Here is a 16,052-nt window from a genome sequence, read left to right on the forward strand (position 1 = left end):
TGGTCACTGCAATGAAACCTAAAGAGTTCAGATATCGACATTTCCTTCCAGAAGTTATCTTGCAATGCTTACGCTGGTACTTACGTTATCCCCTCAGCTATCGCCAATTAGCAGAAATGGTTAGTGAAAGAGGAATAAAGGTTGACCATACAACCATTTACCGCTGGATCCAGCATTACGCTCCCGAATTTGAGAAAAGGATACATTGGTATGCTCGACCTTCAGCTTGGTCTTTAAGAGTGGATGAAACTTACATTAAAGTCAAAGGCCAATGGAAGTATCTCTATCGAGCCGTCGATAAATATGGGAGGACTGTTGATTTTATGCTGGCACATACTCGGGACCTGGCCGCTGCTAAGCGATTCTTTAAAAAAATGCTGAAGCAATGTAAATATAGGCCTTCCTCTATTACCACAGATAAGCATTGTTCTTATCATACAGCTATAGGAGAATTGAAGAAGGAGGGCATCTTAGATCAGAACCTGAAGCATAGGCAAATTAAATACCTCAACACCATCCTTGAACAAGACCATCGACGCATCAAACGCCGTACCCGGCCCATGTTAGGCTTCCAATCATTTAAGACGGCTAACCGAACGCTCAAAGGCATTGAAGCCATGGCCATGATGCTTAAAGAGCAAACAATTTATTTGACAAAAAGCTATCAAGATCAGGTTCGTTTTTTCAATCGTCTTTTCAACGTTTACGCCTAAATTCTGTCCAGTCCCTGAGGGATTGCAATCTTAAATCACCTTATTTCCAAATTTGCAACGTATATGGCCTGAGCGTGAATGCAAGAGTTTTTTTAAAAGACAATATTGAGGTGCGGACGTATATTCGGCTTTTACTGAAGATCTTTTCTTCTAGCCCAGATGGTGTATCCGATCACTTCTTGACCTTATCGGAGCCGCGGTTTTTATAAACCGTGTTGGAGCCGCGGTTTTTATAAACCGTGTTGCAAAACAGGATCTCAAGAAGTTTTTAACTCATTTTGTCATCTTTCAGTTTTACTCTAGCAAACCCCGGTGGTAGGTTATCCTTGCAGTTTATACGTATTCAATATGCTCTCTATTGTTCAATGAGTTGAACGATACTCACTCTGGTGAGCTAAAAGCGCCCATACAATGCGAGCATTCTTATTAGCTAAAGCTACATAAGCTTTGTGCTTACCACATCGCTTAATCAGCTCCTTTAGCCAATCTGAGTGTTTTTTAGCCAGACTAATAAAGGCTCTCGCTCCATGGATCAGCAACGTTCTTAAATACCGGTCACCTCTTTTACTAATCCCAAGCAGGACTTTTTTATTGCCGCTGGAATATTGACGAGGAACCAACCCTAGCCAAGCAGCTAAGTGACGACCATTTTTAAAGTTGCGCACCTCCCCAATAGCAGCAACCAAGGCTGTGGCCGTTAAAGGGCCAATGCCTTCAATTTGTCTAATCCTCTGGCACGCCTCATTTTGCTGGCAAACCTTGGCTATGCGCTGATCGAGAACCTTAACTCTCTCATCTGCTTCTAAAAGTTCTTGGTGAAGCTGTGAGAAAATCTCAAGTGCTAAGTTAGTCAGATGATTGTCCTGGTTTTCCAGAAACTGGGGTAGTTTCTTTCTCAGACATCCTATCCCTTGAGGAGCGACGAGCCCATATTCGCCGAGAAGACCTCTGATCTGGTTAGCAAGAGCCGTCCTTTGCTGGACCACTCTTTGACGGTATCGATGTAAAGATTGGATATCTTGTTGTTCTTTATTTTTAATGGGAACAAATCTCATGTTAGGTCGAGTCACAGCTTCACAGATCGCTTCCGCATCATTGGCATCATTCTTGTTGGTCTTGACATACGGCTTGACATATTGCGGGCTCATCAACTTGACTTCATGTCCATAAAGCTGAAACTGATGGGCCCAATAATGAGATCCGCTACATGTCTCCATTCCAATAAGGCAGGCAGGAAGATTGGCGATAACACTGAGTAATTGGTCACGTCCCACGCGTTTCTTAAGTACTGTTTTCCCATGGACATCTACTCCATGAAGCTGAAATACTCGTTTAGCAATATCGATTCCTAATGTTTTTATTGTCATGGTATAATCCTTCTTGTTTGTTGCTTCTCTAGATTAAACCTTTTTACAGATCTTCTAAAGTTGCTCAGGCCATACCATCAGAACCCTTTTTATAAGTAGGACCAAACTTTAAGCTCCATCTCCGTATTGTTTCATAGCTTACTTACATCAATTCCTCGAATAAGCATAAGTTCTTCAACTTCTCTTAGACTAAGAGCATAGCGATGATAAAGGAAGACAACTAATTGAATTAAAGAAGAAGGGAAACGATGTCTTTTGTACAATTAAAGGCTCCCCTATGTTTTATCAAATGAGACCATATTATAAAGCTTTAAACTTAATGTGACAACGCCCTCTTGATGCCTTCTTGTGAGTCACTTCAAAAGCATAAGAGATAAGTTCTTGTTTCCTTGTCAATTTATTGTCCCACCAAGGGGGTCAATAACGTTGGCGGTTTTCTATCTATGAGGGTCATTTACCATGGCGGATGACATATACTCACGTATCGTCTTTTCATCTCTACCAACTGTTGACACAAAGTATCCTCTTGCCCAAAAACTCATGCTCGTATAATTTTTCCCCTTGCCTAAATGATCATGTGCAATATGAATAGCACTCTTACCTTTTATATAACCGATTACCTGGCTTATAGAATATTTCGGGGGGATACTGATCAACATATGCACATGATCTGGCATTAAATGTCCCTCTAAAATCTCACTTTTCCTTTGATAAGCAAGCTCATGCAACATTCTTCCTAGATGCGTTCTTAGATAACCAAATAGGGCTTTACGGCGATATTTTGGAATAAATACAACATCATATTTGCATTCCTAACTTGTATGATTTAATTTTTCATAGGTATCCCATGTCTTTCCTTTTTTTTGAACTGAGCGGTCCAACTCAAAAGACTATGAATACTCCTGTATTTGTCAAACTTTGATTGTCCCCCAGCACAGCTGGGGGCTTACTCTACAGAAGTTAATTGTCGCTCAATAATAGTCTCCTACCTTGGGAACGTAAGGCGACTTATATCCCTATTAGAACCGGAAATTCACCTTTAAAGACTCCTCAGCCCCTTCTGCTGAATAGAAGTCCTCGCAAAATTTAATAATATCTTTATAAGCTTGAGGCTCAGAGAACACTGAGATGTGACTAGAAGAATCTACGTCGGTCATATAAAATTTAGGAAACTGATTTTCCCACTCCCTCCAGTAGTTTGCGTGATCTATGAGATCCAATGGAATTTCATTCTTCGTGCTCGCGTAATAAGGCTCTAATTCTCCAAAAAATAAGCCACTTTTATTGCGGAAGTAGTAGCAACATACTTCTTGAGGATTTGCCAGAGGCTGTATAGAAAAGTGATTTACTTCATATAAGTGGCAAACTTTCGCCTTTTTCTGAAGTCTTGCTTCCAGTTGATTTGCTGTTTTTTTCAATCCACGCGCTTTTAGCAATTGTTTTAACTGCTTTAAAAATGCCTTATCTTCTAACGTAGCATTTACTTCTTCGCGATGAATAAGAATCTTAACTATTTCCTCAAATTCTTGTTCTTGTGCAAAGTCAGCCATCAATTCATAGTTTGCTGCGTGCAATAACTCACTTTTTGAAGAAAATTTGAGGTGTTTCAGTACCGTAGTATCAGGTGAGTCCACCATCACTATACTAGAAACAGTTTGTCCAAACTCCTGTAATTGACGAGCAACTTCATAGGCTATTATCCCTCCTAAAGAATATCCTCCTAAATCATAAGGCCCTTCAGGTTGTATGGATTGTATAATATGAGCATAATAGGCCGCCATTGTTTGGATTCCACGTAATGGAGATTGTTCTGTATTCCAGCCTTTAGCTTGGATTCCATAAAAAGGGCGCTGACTGCTTTGTGCAAGACTATAATAAGGTTGAACTCCGCCTAGCCCAGGATGAAACCAAAATACTGGCTGTCCCTGAGAAACTTGATTGAGATGAATAAGCTCTGGAAACTTAAGAGATGTGATTATTTGCCTTTTTTTATTTGCAACATCTGGCAAGAAATATTGGGGTCGTATAATATTCGGGCTTAAAAGGTCTTCTGTTGGTTCTAACCTTTCAGTTTTTTGTAAAAGATTCTGCGATTTCTTCTGGGTCACTAACATGGATTTTTCAATCATATTATCGTGAGGTGGAGTAGGAGATTTTTTGATATGTTTCTCTTTCTTCGGCGAGGACAGTTCACTCACCTCAGCTTCAATAACTTTCTTTGTCCCTATGGTTGCTTCGGTAAGGTCCTCACGTATTTTTTCTCCATGATGAGACAGAATAAAACGCGATAGATTCACTATAGTAGCATGATCAAACAATACATTGATTCTAAGGGAAATTTTGAGGAGTGTATTAATCTGATTAATCAGTTCTATACTCACTAAAGAGTCAACCCCATATTCTGAAAAGGATTTGTTGATGTCAATTTTGCTGCTTGGTAGCTTTAAAGTTTTCTTCATCGCTTCAACGAGATTGGCAGTAATAAACTTAATGACCTCCTCTTGAGATATATGAGGCATTTTTATCAGTGATTCTACAGATATTCCATACTGAGATAAAGGAAGAGAGGGAGCTGATTGGCTTGTTGATATTGAAGAGTTCGTCCTAAAAGCATGTTCAGCACGTGGAGTAACCTCTTTTAATTCTAATAAATCTTGCGTAATAACTCCATCACTTTCGGCAAGAATAACCCTTTGTTCCATATCCTCTTCAATCTCTGATACTTCATAAGGCATAAGCGCCACATAGAAGCCTAGATTCCCTAGTTCTTCTCTCCATTGCTTTTGGGTTAAGATAGGAGAAAAGGGTATGCGCTTTTGTGCATCTTCAAATAACCACCATCCTTCGGTAAGACCAAAAGTTAACGTTAAAAAATCTGAGCGCTCGTTAATCTCGTTGAGCACCAACAAGCCATTTGCTTTCAGTAATTCCTTGACATTCTTCAGCGTAGCATCTATGCGCTTTGTGGCATGCAAAACATTGCTGGCAAGAATAAGATCAATGCTATGAGGAGAAAAATCTTGTGCGTGAGGAGAAGCTTCGATATCTAAACGTTTAAAACTCATCCATGGATACTGCTGCTTCCACTTCTCTTCCCCATGGTGCAAGAATTTAAGAGAAATATCTGTGTAAATATAGTGAACAGAGCCTTTAAATTCCTCCAAAGCTTTGAGTACAAAGGTGCTTGTCCCTCCTGTCCCTGCCCCAATCTCTAATATTGTAATCGCTGCTTGAGGGTCATGCTTAAGACGCTCACGAACATAAGCTTTCACAGCCTGAGCCGTTTGCTCATTATAATAATCTGCTCGAGATGATCCTTTATAGATTCCCTCCACAAGAGCTATTGACCCTCCAGGAAACATAACCTCCATATGGGATTTCTCACCCCTCAGGATTTCGGGGTAAGCTTTCACGCAGGTCCAAAGTAGGTTAAGGTAGGCTTGCAGCTCAGGGTATTCTTGGCTCAGTAATACTTTTTCTTGTTCTAATTGTTCTAATGATGAAGGTAGAGCCTCGGTATATTGAGAGGACAGTGTTATTTTTTCCTCTGCTTCGTAAGCCCACCCATTCCGTATAAGGATATCAATCAATGCAAAGAATAATCGCTCATGCTCAAGAATAATTCTTAACTGTTTCCTTAGGTCAGTTCTCGTGTAAGGCTTAGAAACTTCATCAAAAAAACCCATCTGCTGCAGGGTATGCAACAAGAGCTTCTGGCACCAAGGGTTGATGACTTCAGTATTTTCTCCTTTAACGGAAGAAGGGATTTCGTCTTGGTATAGCACTTCTTTGACACTTTCCAGAAGAGAGGGAGAAGCAAAAGAAGCTGAAGCTACTCTCATTTCAGACACAGAGCCAGATCTTACCTCTTCTTTCGTTTGTGGATGCTCAATCCAATAACGTTCTTTTAAGAAAGGATATGTGGGTAGGCTAATCCTTTGTTTAGCTTCCCCCTGGTGTAATACCTCCCAATCAATACTATATCCCTTGATATATAAATCCGCTAAAGTAAGTAATTTCTTATAGTAAGTACTGGGTTCAGATTTTTTCTCAGGAAGTTCTTCTAATACTCTACCCAGAATCTCTTCAAATATAGGCTCCTGTTCCATAGAGATTTTATCTTTGGCTATTAAATAATGGTTGGGCTTTTTCCCTTGCTTGATTTCTTCTAATGCGCCTTGCAACTCTTCTATAGAGGAGACGACAAATGCACAGCGATAGTCAAAATGGTTTCTGCCCATATTTAAGGTATAAGCGATTGCCTCCAGAGGTAAATTTGCATGACCTTTGAGATGGCTATGCAGATCTTCTAGTTGTTGCTTTAAAGAATTAGGATGCTTTGCTGATAAAGCTAAGAGATAATAGGGTTTAGCCTGCTGGGTTGATAAAATATATCCAGGTCCTTCCTCAATTACTACGTGTGCATTGGTTCCACTGAATCCAAAAGAACTTACCGCTCCTCGGCGGGGAGATTCATCAAATGTTGGCCACGGTAAAGGTTGTGTTGGAATCTGGACATCGCATTTACCAAAATCTATGTGAGGGTTTAAGCGCGTAAAATGTAAATGGGGAGGGATTAACTGGTGTTTTAATGCTAATACTACTTTTATCAAGCCAGCTATACCGGCTGCGGCTTCTGTATGACCTATATTGGTTTTGGCAGAACCAAGAAATAATGGGTTTTCAATTTTTCTTTCCAGGCCATATGTCTCCATTAGAGCTTTTACTTCAATGGGATCACCTAAAGGCGTCCCTGTTCCATGTGCCTCAATGTACGAAATGGTTTGGGGATCGATATGAGCAGAGCCCAGCGCTGAGTTAATAAGTTCAATTTGTGAGGCTTGATTGGGGGCTGTCAAGCCATTGCTTGCGCCATCTTGGTTAACTGCAGAGCTTCGTATAATACCAAGGATATTATCTCTATCTTGCAGTGCTTGAGAAAGCCTTTTTAAGACAATAAGACCACACCCCTCGCTACGGCCATACCCATTAGCAGAAACGTCAAAAGTCTTACATCGTCCATCAGCAGATAACATCTTCGATTTAGAAAAAGAGATACTTAACTCAGGAGAAAGAATCAAATTTACCCCTCCCGCGAGAGCGAGCTGACTCTCTCCCTGGCGAAGGCTTTGACAAGCTAAATGGACTGCTACTAATGAAGAAGAGCAAGCTGTATTAATCGCAATCGAAGGCCCGCGTAGACCAAGAACATAAGATAGGCGCCCTGCAGCAACTGATGCAGAGTTTCCTGTCCCATAATAAACATCCAAATTTTCGGCGCTTTGGGCCTTATTTATTAATTTCTCGTAATCATGGGAGAAAATTCCTATATAAACACCTGTTTTTGTCCCATGGAGATGTTTTGCATTAATGCCCGCTTGTTCCAAGGCTTCCCAAGTAACTTCTAATAAAATTCTTTGTTGAGGATCCATCAATTCTGCTTCACGAGGAGAAATATTAAAAAAGGCTGGATCAAATTTATCGATGTCTGTTAAATATCCTCCTTCAGAGGGAAACTGGGAACTTGATTGCAATTCTAAGCGGTTAGAAGGAGCTTTAGAAATAGCGTCTTTCCCCTCTCTTAGGACTCTCCAATAATCATCAATATTGTTAATGTTGCCTGGCAATCGACAAGCCATCCCAACGATTGCGATAGGCTCTAAGCCATATTGTGGGTTTTCCTTAATTTTCTCGTGCAGAACTATACACTTCTTTTGATCATTGATAGAAAGCGAAGGAGATAGAAGATTGTGGAGTTGCGTCGCTATTAAAGCAGGGGTACCATATTCAAAGAAAAAGGTGGAATCAAGCTTTAACCCAAAGCGCTGATTTATGAGAGTTCTTAATTCAAGCAATCCTAAAGAATCAAATCCCATTTCTCTTAAAGGTTTTGTGGGAGAAAATTGTACTGCATTCCTTTGGGGAAGTACCTCTAGGATACAAGAGAAGATCTCGTTATCAGAAATCTTTTTTTCAACTATACACTTCTTTTGATCATCGATGGAAAGCGAAGGAGATAGAAGATTGTGGAGTTGCGTAGCTATTAAAGCAGGGGTACCATATTCAAAGAAAAAGGTGGAATCAAGCTTTAACCCAAAGCGCTGATTTATGAGAGTTCTTAATTCAAGCAATCCTAAAGAATCAAATCCCATTTCTCTTAAAGGTTTTGTGGGAGAAAATTGTACTGCATTCCTTTGGGGAAGTACCTCTAGGATACAAGAGAAGATCTCGTTATCAGAAATCTTTTTTTCATCTTGGTTGCTTTGCTTTTCTATAAATTTGATTTGATTTAACAAATCTTGGCGTTGAAGATTAGGGTTATACTCAATTAAAATCCCAGCCCCTTGGTTATCTATATCTTCTGGTCTATAAGTTTGTAAAATGTTAACAATTTTTGCTCCATGGCTTGTATGAAAACGTAAAATGGGATCTATCCCTTCAGGGCTGTCGATATGCTGCTGGACGTATTCATTTATGGGTATATGAAAATTGCCTTTATAATTTTTACAACGTGTCACCCCTACTATCTTTTTTATCCCACTCTTAGAAAAAGCTAATTGCAGTACAAATTCTAAAATTTGATCACCAAAGCCTCTATCTTGCATTTCTGGGACAATATTAAATCCGAGTAATTGAAGCGTATCACCTAACGAATCATGTAAAGTCCCAACCTGATCAAATCTTACTTTACTTAATAAGTGCATATCTGTAATTCGTTGCGTATAAATCACGCCAACTATTTTTTCTTCTTGTTTTATTACAAATTGTCCTTCTGGAAATCGCTCCAAGCGAGAATTTAATTCTTGTTCGGGTGCGCGAAGATGTTCCGGCCAACATTGAGCTTCTAATTTTACTAAATCTGCTAGGTCTGTTGGTTGGGCATTTGAGAAGGTATAAGGTCTTTTCTCTAAATAATTTAAAGTGATACGTGTATAAGGAAAGACAAGAGGATACTTCTTTGCAAATTCTTTTTTGGGAAACAAACCTGTTTCAGCAGCAGCAAGAAGGAATACATCTGCCTCAATAAGATGTTGCATTGAAAAGGCATGATAGGCATCAAAATGAAAACTCTCATTTTCATCTAAGTACGAAGAAACGATCTCGGGCGTAAGGGAATGCACTTCTAAAATAACTAAGCCATGCTTTGTCATAATCGATGACCAACGACCAAAATGCTCTACCAAACTTTGCGCAGCAATATTAGGTGCTATGGATTTCCCTTCCGTGTTAACATACACACCTTGATACGGAATACGTGAACGATCCTTTGTTTGCTTCTTGCTTGCAGGAGCAAGAAAGGGGCGATCATGATCAAGGAAGGAACGTACATGCAAACAATTCTCAGGATCAGGAAGACCTAATAATTTTAGATCATTCATAAGGCGTTTGGGATCTGAAATATCACCTTGTAAAGTATAATGGGGAATGTGTTGAAGAGTGGTTTCAGTTGCATCAAGAGATTTCTGGTTATAATCTACTCCGATCATGGCAATAGGGTACTGCTGAAGAGCTTTTCCTCGCGCTGTTTTTGTGCAAATAAGCTCGTATATCTTTTTTAGGAAAGTACCATCTCCGCATCCCATATCTATTACATAACGGGGTTGATTTTCGAAAGGTTCTTGGTTAAAAATTGAAATAATAATATCTTCCACATCAGCAAAATATCTTTCATGCTGAAACCCACTCGAAAGCACATTTAAAGTTCTATCAACATGCAACTCATGCCCCTCATCATCTCTTTTAAATACTTTTTTAGGGTCACCGTATAAAAGCTCTGAGATATTCCCTAGCATAGGAGCGTAAGAAGCACCAGTAGCCATATTAAAGGCACGCTCAATTAAGAAGCGCCCAAGATTCGTTAAAAAAATATTGTTGTTCTCTCTCGGCTCAGCCCACCCTTTATTTATAAAGAACATGATTGTAAGTTGTTGTAGCTCTGAAGGTAGCTCCTTCAAAAGGATATGCATAGGCTCTTGAAAGGACAAGTTCTTAGGAAGATAATCTTCTTTTAGGGCTAAAAGGAGCGGGACAACCACAGCGCCATGAAAAAAATCTATCCAAAGAAGCTTATCCTCAATGGAGGGTTTAGTAAATTCTGTGAGCCATAAAGATAAGATTTCTCTATGTTGCTTATTTTTAAATAATGATAACGTAGGGATTTTATATAAAGATAAAATTTCTTGTGGAATAGATTGAATAAAATGAGATGTTTCAGGGTTTAGAGTTAATGTATAGGTGCCATTATGGTCCTTTTTTATCCAATTTAAGGATTCAAACATACGCAAAGCCACCCTTAAGTGACCATCGTTGGCCTCTAATATATGAGCAAGACTTTCACAAGATAAAGGTCCTTTGTTTTTCAAGAGATCAAATAGACCTCTCTCTCGGCATGATAAAATAACTGGAACAGCAACGTAACCATGGATATAACGATTCATTGTTTCTAACATTAAAGGATCCTTTACTTATTTAATTTTTCTTTTCTGTTTTAATATTCTTATTCTTTTCCGAGGGGCTCTTCATTTTCAAATAAACTTATAACTTCCTTTATTTCTACTGAACAAAGGACCTTGCTATCCCTGTAGTTTTGTGCAAGGCTTTGATAAGGGTACTAATTACTGCTGTTTCTGCCTTGGCTTAACTAAATTGCAGTAAAGGTTCATCCTGTAAGAGTGGTGAGGCTTCAAGAGCTGTTGAATCTTTTGGATAGCCGCTTCAATTTTTTCTAAGCATAATCCCTGCGTCCCTAAAAACCCCCTATGCCCGCTCTGTCTTAGCTTAATAACAAGTTCAGGCGATGCAATTCCTTTGTACCTTGCACCTGCAAGGTAGGCATGCGTTAAGCCCTAATCATCTTTAAAATCACAGCTTCCCCGCATAAAAGGGGTAATTACAAACATTGAAACAAACTCTTTACTTTTTCTATAAATTGTCTATATTCTCTTATAAAAAAAGATGATAAATAAATTTTCTAAAAATACAAGCTATTTTTTTACCAAGGTGATTAAAAAATCATCATCCAATTTCTCGAGGGGATTATTCAATGAGCGTTTATATTTTTCCAGGACAAGGGTCACAGATTAAAGGGATGGGCCGTGGGCTCTTTTCTGAATTTCCGGAGCTTACTGCAAAAGCCAATAGTATTTTAGGCTACTCTATCCAGACGCTTTGTTTAGAAGATCCCCAGCAGCAACTCAATCAAACTTATTATACACAGCCGGCTCTCTATACTGTTAATGCCCTTACTTGCCTTAAAAAAGCACAAGAAACCAAGATAACCCCTAAATTCTTGGCTGGCCATAGTCTGGGAGAATATAACGCTTTACTAACTGCGGGCGTCTTTGACTTTGAAACAGGATTAAAACTCGTTAAAGAGCGTGGTAAATTGATGCACCAAGTTACAAACGGAGCTATGGCAGCTGTAATAGGCTTAAAAGTGGATAGCATAAAAATGATCTTGGAACAGCATAATCTTACAAGCATAGCAATTGCTAATGATAACTCTCATACTCAAATTGTAATTTCTGGTCAAAAAGAGGACATTGAACGAGCGCAAAGGTTGTGTGAACAAGCTGGCGCTCTGATGGTCATCCCTTTAAAAGTCAGTGGCGCTTTCCATTCTCCTCAAATGCGTCCTGTTCAAGAACAATTTGACGATTTCTTAAAAAAATTCAGATTTTCTCCCCCTACAATTCCAGTGATTGCGAACTATACGGCACGGCCTTACGCTGCCAACGATATATGCGCAAACCTCGTGCAACAAATAACTCATTCAGTACGGTGGACAGAAAGCATTGATTACGTGCTGGGCCAAGGCGAAACAGAATTTGAAGAAATGGGGCCTGGAACAGTACTCACTGGCTTAGTACAACGTATTAAAAATGGACAATAACTTATCTCTACCAACTTACTCTTCTCCTTTGATCTTACAACGCCAGGATTGTGTCCTGAGAGGGGGACTTTGTTTAAGTCAAATCAATGTTCAGCAATTAATCGCTACGCATCATGATTTTCTTCATCCAAAAGAGCAAGATTATTTAGCCACTCTCCTTTACCCCAAACGTCAACATAGCTATTTATTAGGGCGTTATTGCGCCAAACAGGCAATTTCTGCTTATAAAAATCTCAATAATTCTACACAAGTATTGATTGAAACTGGCGTTTTCCATCAACCTATTGTCAACTACTTAAGTCATGACAATATACAAGTAAGCATTAGCCATACGGATATTCTAGGAGCGGCTCTTGCTTTTCCAGAAGCTCATCCTATGGGCATTGATGTAGAAGCAATCTGTCCGAGCAAAGTAGCTACAATAAAAACCCAATTATCACCAAATGAACAGCAGCTAGCTTTTTTATTTTCTGATAATAAAGCAGTACAATTGACGTTTCTGTGGACTGTCAAAGAAGCTTTATCAAAAGTACTGAAATGCGGCCTTATGGCACCCTTTGAACTTTTAGAAGTGGAAAAAACTAAATATCAAGAAAATTTTGCAATAAGCTATTTTAAAAATTTCAAACAGTATAAAGCACTTTCCTTTTTCTTAGATACAGCAGTTTGCTCTCTTGTCTATCCCCAAAAGACATATCTAGCCCTTGATATTAGAGCCATACAAAAAATCTTAGGAAGGCTTCCTACATGAGAAAGCCTATTATTTTAATGTTCTTCGGTCAAGGTTCCCATTATTATCAGATGGAGGAGGAGTTCCGCCGGAGAATGACGTATTTTTGGCAAACGCGAGTGTAACACCCTAATTTTAATTGGTAAAATGACAGGGAAGAATTTCGGGGAAATCTCTTGGTTCTCTTTCCACGAATGATAGAAAAGTGGCTCCGTCAAGTTGTTTGGATAAGAAGTTAGAGAAGCGCCTTTCTTCTATTTTTAGGCATAATTCTGGCTTGAAGAAACAATATCATCAAATGTCACAAAAGCTATTTTAAGTTTCTGTCTATAGTCTGGGGCAGAATATTTATATCGACCAACTTTTAAAAGATTCCGAAAAACACCCATGCTACTGAGAAATCTTTGCGCACCACCAGGACTTTTAAAACCTCGCATTTGCCTTTCCTTTTCCCGGGTTGGCTGGTGGCTGTTTTCTATTCGATTATTAAGGCGCTTGTGAGAACGATGTTCAACAGATTTAAATAAGACACGGTGGGCTTTTCTGTAACTTCTCAGTTTATCCGTGATCATAACCCTTGGAGAAACTCTAACTCTTTTAAGGGCCAATTTCAAAAATCGTATAGCGGCTTTGGCATTGCGTCTTTTTTGGAGAAGAATCTCTATTTCCTCACCGTCACTATCGATCAAGCGCCAGAGCCAAAAGATTTCTCCCTTGATCTTTATTCTCATTTCATCAATGTGCCATTTGTCTTTGAAAGAAGAGCCTCTCTTGCGACGTATTGTTTTGGCAAACACTGGGCCCCAGGTACGACACCAATTACGAATTGTTTCATAAGTAACTTCGACACCGCGTTCTAAAAGCATTTCACTAACATCTCTTAAGCTCAGCTTAAAACGGTAATATCGTCTCACAGCATAACCAATAATGCTTTTAGGTATCCGATAGCCTTTATACCGCTCATTCATGGTTCGACCCTCATTTTTTCAAAAGGATTTTAAACTAGGCGAGTATTAATCTCAACAACTTGACGGAGCCAATCGTTTCACCCGTGCCGTAGCCATTGGTAGTCCACGCGAATTTAGGCAGGCCGAGAAAGAAGAGCAGGAAATTGCTGAAGCATGTAATCGGCTGATCAAAAATTGTATTATTTGTTGGAATTATCTCTATCTTACCCATAAGCTGAAACGGATGACAGACGACGAGGAAAAAGAGCAGTACTCAACATTATTTCCAGCCATTCTATTATGACATGGGCGCATATCAACATGCTTGGTGAATACGATTTCTCCGAAGAAAAGCGTAAAGATTCTGTCGGAATTTTACCCCCGAAAATGGCCGCCTGAATCTATCTGAAAAACGGGGGACATAAAACACTGTAAAGCAAAGCCTGTCAATGATTATAGAAAATCCCTGTGGTATCTTACGTTCCTTGTATCTTTCAAGTATCCAGTATATGGAGCTAATATGGGAACGTACATAACCTCATGTATGAACCTGTCGGCTGGGTCAAGGTTTTTTGAAAGAGGAATGGTTGATAAAAGGAAAGATCGGCTGCAGTCATGTCTATGGCCTGTTGGTGAGGTATTTTTCCTTTGCCCTGATGGAAATACGCCTCTGAGAGATCCCAATTAGTTTGTCGGCTTATACCAAAATTAACCCACTATATTACAATTCCCTGCGTGTTTGTAACACAGATACTCATAATTATATGTTAATTAACATATAATTTAACGGCGTAGCGTAAATCTCGGGGGCTATCCATCTTATGGAACTCCAAAGAAACCCACATCATGTCTTCCGCATTATGTATCACTTTGTCTGGATACCCAAATATCGTCATAAGGTATTTAGTGAACCTTATCGTACCGTTATGAAAAATATTATCGAGCAAATAGGTTATGACTATAACATAGAAATTCTTGAGCTTGAGATTCCGGTAGATCATATTCATATGGTTGTGCGGTCGGAACCTAAAGTATCTCCAGTAGACATTATGCAAATCATCAAGAGTATCTCAGCACGACAATTTTTCAAGCTTCATCCCGACATTAAGAAAAAATATTTTTGGGGTGGTAAATTATGGACTCAAAGTTATTTTGTTGAAACGATTGGAAATGTCAATGAAAAAATTATACGCCAATACGTAAAAATCAGCTTATTGTTAACAATTGACCTAAATGAAAGCAGGAATTAAATTGCGAATCTAAGGTGTATCGTCAATTGAAAGCTGCTGAGGAAAGAAGGGTAGATTTAGAGAACCGTATTGCAGAATACGCAAAAGTATTTGCGAGAAGGAAGTGCAGAAAACCGCCATCCTCGTTCAAAAGACGATAATTGAGGGTAAGCCTTAGAAAATGTATTAACCATAAAAACAAGGAGTCCCTTAATGAAGGCCCTAAGAACGATGTTTATTAATAATCTAGTGTTGATTATTGGAATAATGGCTTTAAGCCTGAAACAGGCATGTGCTATGGATATTTTGGACAGAGAGCTACACCCTATAGAAATGAAATTAAGGGGTGCCCTGAGAGCTGTAATTTGGGATCACCCTCCACAGCCAAATGGCGAAGACCTTAAAGTGAAAGGTCCTATGGAAACAACATATGGTTACAGTGGTGGATTAAATGAAAAAGTTCTTAAGAGTTATGCTACTTTAATTTATACTATTGCAGGTGCTGATGGAATAAGTGAGGATGAAAGAGAATATATTAAAGGACAGCTTAAGCTTCTCTGTTCTGACAAACAAGGGAGTGGGATATCTCAAAGTGTAATAGATGAGCATCTCGCTGGATTATATAATAAAGCGAACACAGGTGAGCTTCTTAAAGAAGAGGATGTAAAGTCTTCTATTGAAGCACATGTAAGGAATTTGATGGAGGTTGGTGAAACTTCTGATATTTTCACAGCTGCTGCTAAGTGCGCCTTATATGATGCTATCATGGCTTCAAGAGCAGACGGAGAATTTTCCACAAAAGAACGGTCAGCAGCTAAAAATGCAGCAAATGAGCTTGGTATATCTAAGGAAGAGCTTGCCTTACTAGACAAGGGTTGCAAGAGAGCAAGCTTATTAAATAGATATCCAGTGATTATTACGGCCCCTAACTTTGAAAAAGATGTTGATGCTTTTTACAAAGAAGTTAATGAATACTATACAAAAAATAAAAATTATCTTTTTATTTTGAAACGTAAGTTATCAAAATATTAGGTTGTTTTTAAACTTGCAAACTCCTTTTTGGCTGTATAGTTAAAAAGGAGTCTGCTTATAATATAAGGATTAATTGATTAAAACAGGATCCTTTCTTAAAATGATTTCATCTTATTGCTTATTCCTTATTCCTCCTAGCAAC

At 39.0% G+C, this 16,052-nt stretch carries 8 protein-coding genes and 3 pseudogenes; 6 read left to right on the forward strand and 5 right to left on the reverse strand.

Annotated elements, in window-relative coordinates:
- Positions 1 to 11: 11 nt before the first annotated feature.
- Positions 12 to 713, forward strand: a complete 702-nt coding sequence (locus ID47_RS04510; RefSeq protein ID WP_051908590.1) for an IS6 family transposase — start codon at positions 12 to 14, stop codon at positions 711 to 713.
- A 362-nt stretch (positions 714 to 1,075) separates the two neighbouring features.
- Here ID47_RS04510 and ID47_RS04515 read toward each other — a convergent pair whose 3' ends face one another.
- From ID47_RS04515 to ID47_RS11635, 4 genes and pseudogenes are all read right to left on the reverse strand, one after another.
- A complete protein-coding gene (locus tag ID47_RS04515) occupies positions 1,076 to 2,080 on the reverse strand; it encodes an IS110 family RNA-guided transposase (protein WP_038464373.1) in 1,005 nt (334 codons plus the stop codon).
- Positions 2,081 to 2,177: 97 nt separating this feature from the next.
- A pseudogene (locus tag ID47_RS13440) lies at positions 2,178 to 2,343 on the reverse strand (IS6 family transposase); the annotation flags it as partial.
- Positions 2,344 to 2,517: 174 nt separating this feature from the next.
- Positions 2,518 to 2,961, reverse strand: a pseudogene (tnpA, locus tag ID47_RS04520) (IS200/IS605 family transposase).
- A gap of 138 nt (positions 2,962 to 3,099) precedes the next feature.
- The gene (locus tag ID47_RS11635) at positions 3,100 to 10,530 is read right to left on the reverse strand and encodes a GNAT family N-acetyltransferase (RefSeq protein ID WP_051908584.1); all 7,431 of its coding nucleotides are present in this window, start codon (positions 10,528 to 10,530) and stop codon (positions 3,100 to 3,102) included.
- Positions 10,531 to 11,123: 593 nt separating this feature from the next.
- On the opposite strand from ID47_RS11635, the gene fabD reads away from it, so the two are divergent.
- Together fabD and ID47_RS04535 are read left to right on the forward strand one after the other, a co-directional pair.
- Positions 11,124 to 11,972, forward strand: coding sequence for an ACP S-malonyltransferase (fabD, locus tag ID47_RS04530; protein ID WP_038464376.1), 849 nt, complete (start codon positions 11,124 to 11,126; stop codon positions 11,970 to 11,972).
- Positions 11,962 to 12,723 carry a 4'-phosphopantetheinyl transferase family protein gene (locus ID47_RS04535; RefSeq protein WP_051908586.1) on the forward strand — a complete coding sequence of 254 codons (762 nt, stop codon included), beginning with the start codon at positions 11,962 to 11,964 and terminating at the stop codon, positions 12,721 to 12,723. The genes fabD and ID47_RS04535 overlap by 11 nt, the downstream gene beginning before the upstream one ends.
- Positions 12,724 to 12,962: 239 nt before the next feature.
- On the opposite strand, the gene ID47_RS04540 is transcribed toward ID47_RS04535, so the two are convergent.
- Positions 12,963 to 13,670: an IS6 family transposase gene (locus tag ID47_RS04540; RefSeq protein WP_038464379.1), complete on the reverse strand. Its 708-nt coding sequence runs from the start codon at positions 13,668 to 13,670 to the stop codon at positions 12,963 to 12,965.
- 79 nt (positions 13,671 to 13,749) lie between these two features.
- Here ID47_RS04540 and ID47_RS13850 point away from each other — a divergent pair.
- From ID47_RS13850 to ID47_RS04550, 3 genes and pseudogenes are all read left to right on the forward strand, one after another.
- Positions 13,750 to 13,953: pseudogene (locus ID47_RS13850) on the forward strand (Tn3 family transposase); the annotation flags it as partial.
- Positions 13,954 to 14,470: 517 nt separating this feature from the next.
- Entirely contained in the window at positions 14,471 to 14,899 is a 429-nt protein-coding gene (tnpA, locus tag ID47_RS04545; protein WP_038464382.1) for an IS200/IS605 family transposase, read from the forward strand.
- Between the two features lie 192 nt (positions 14,900 to 15,091).
- Entirely contained in the window at positions 15,092 to 15,910 is an 819-nt protein-coding gene (locus tag ID47_RS04550; protein ID WP_038464385.1) for a tellurite resistance TerB family protein, read from the forward strand.
- Positions 15,911 to 16,052: the final 142 nt, after the last annotated feature.

The organism is Candidatus Paracaedibacter acanthamoebae, from assembly GCF_000742835.1.
Taxonomy (GTDB): domain Bacteria; phylum Pseudomonadota; class Alphaproteobacteria; order Paracaedibacterales; family Paracaedibacteraceae; genus Paracaedibacter; species Paracaedibacter acanthamoebae.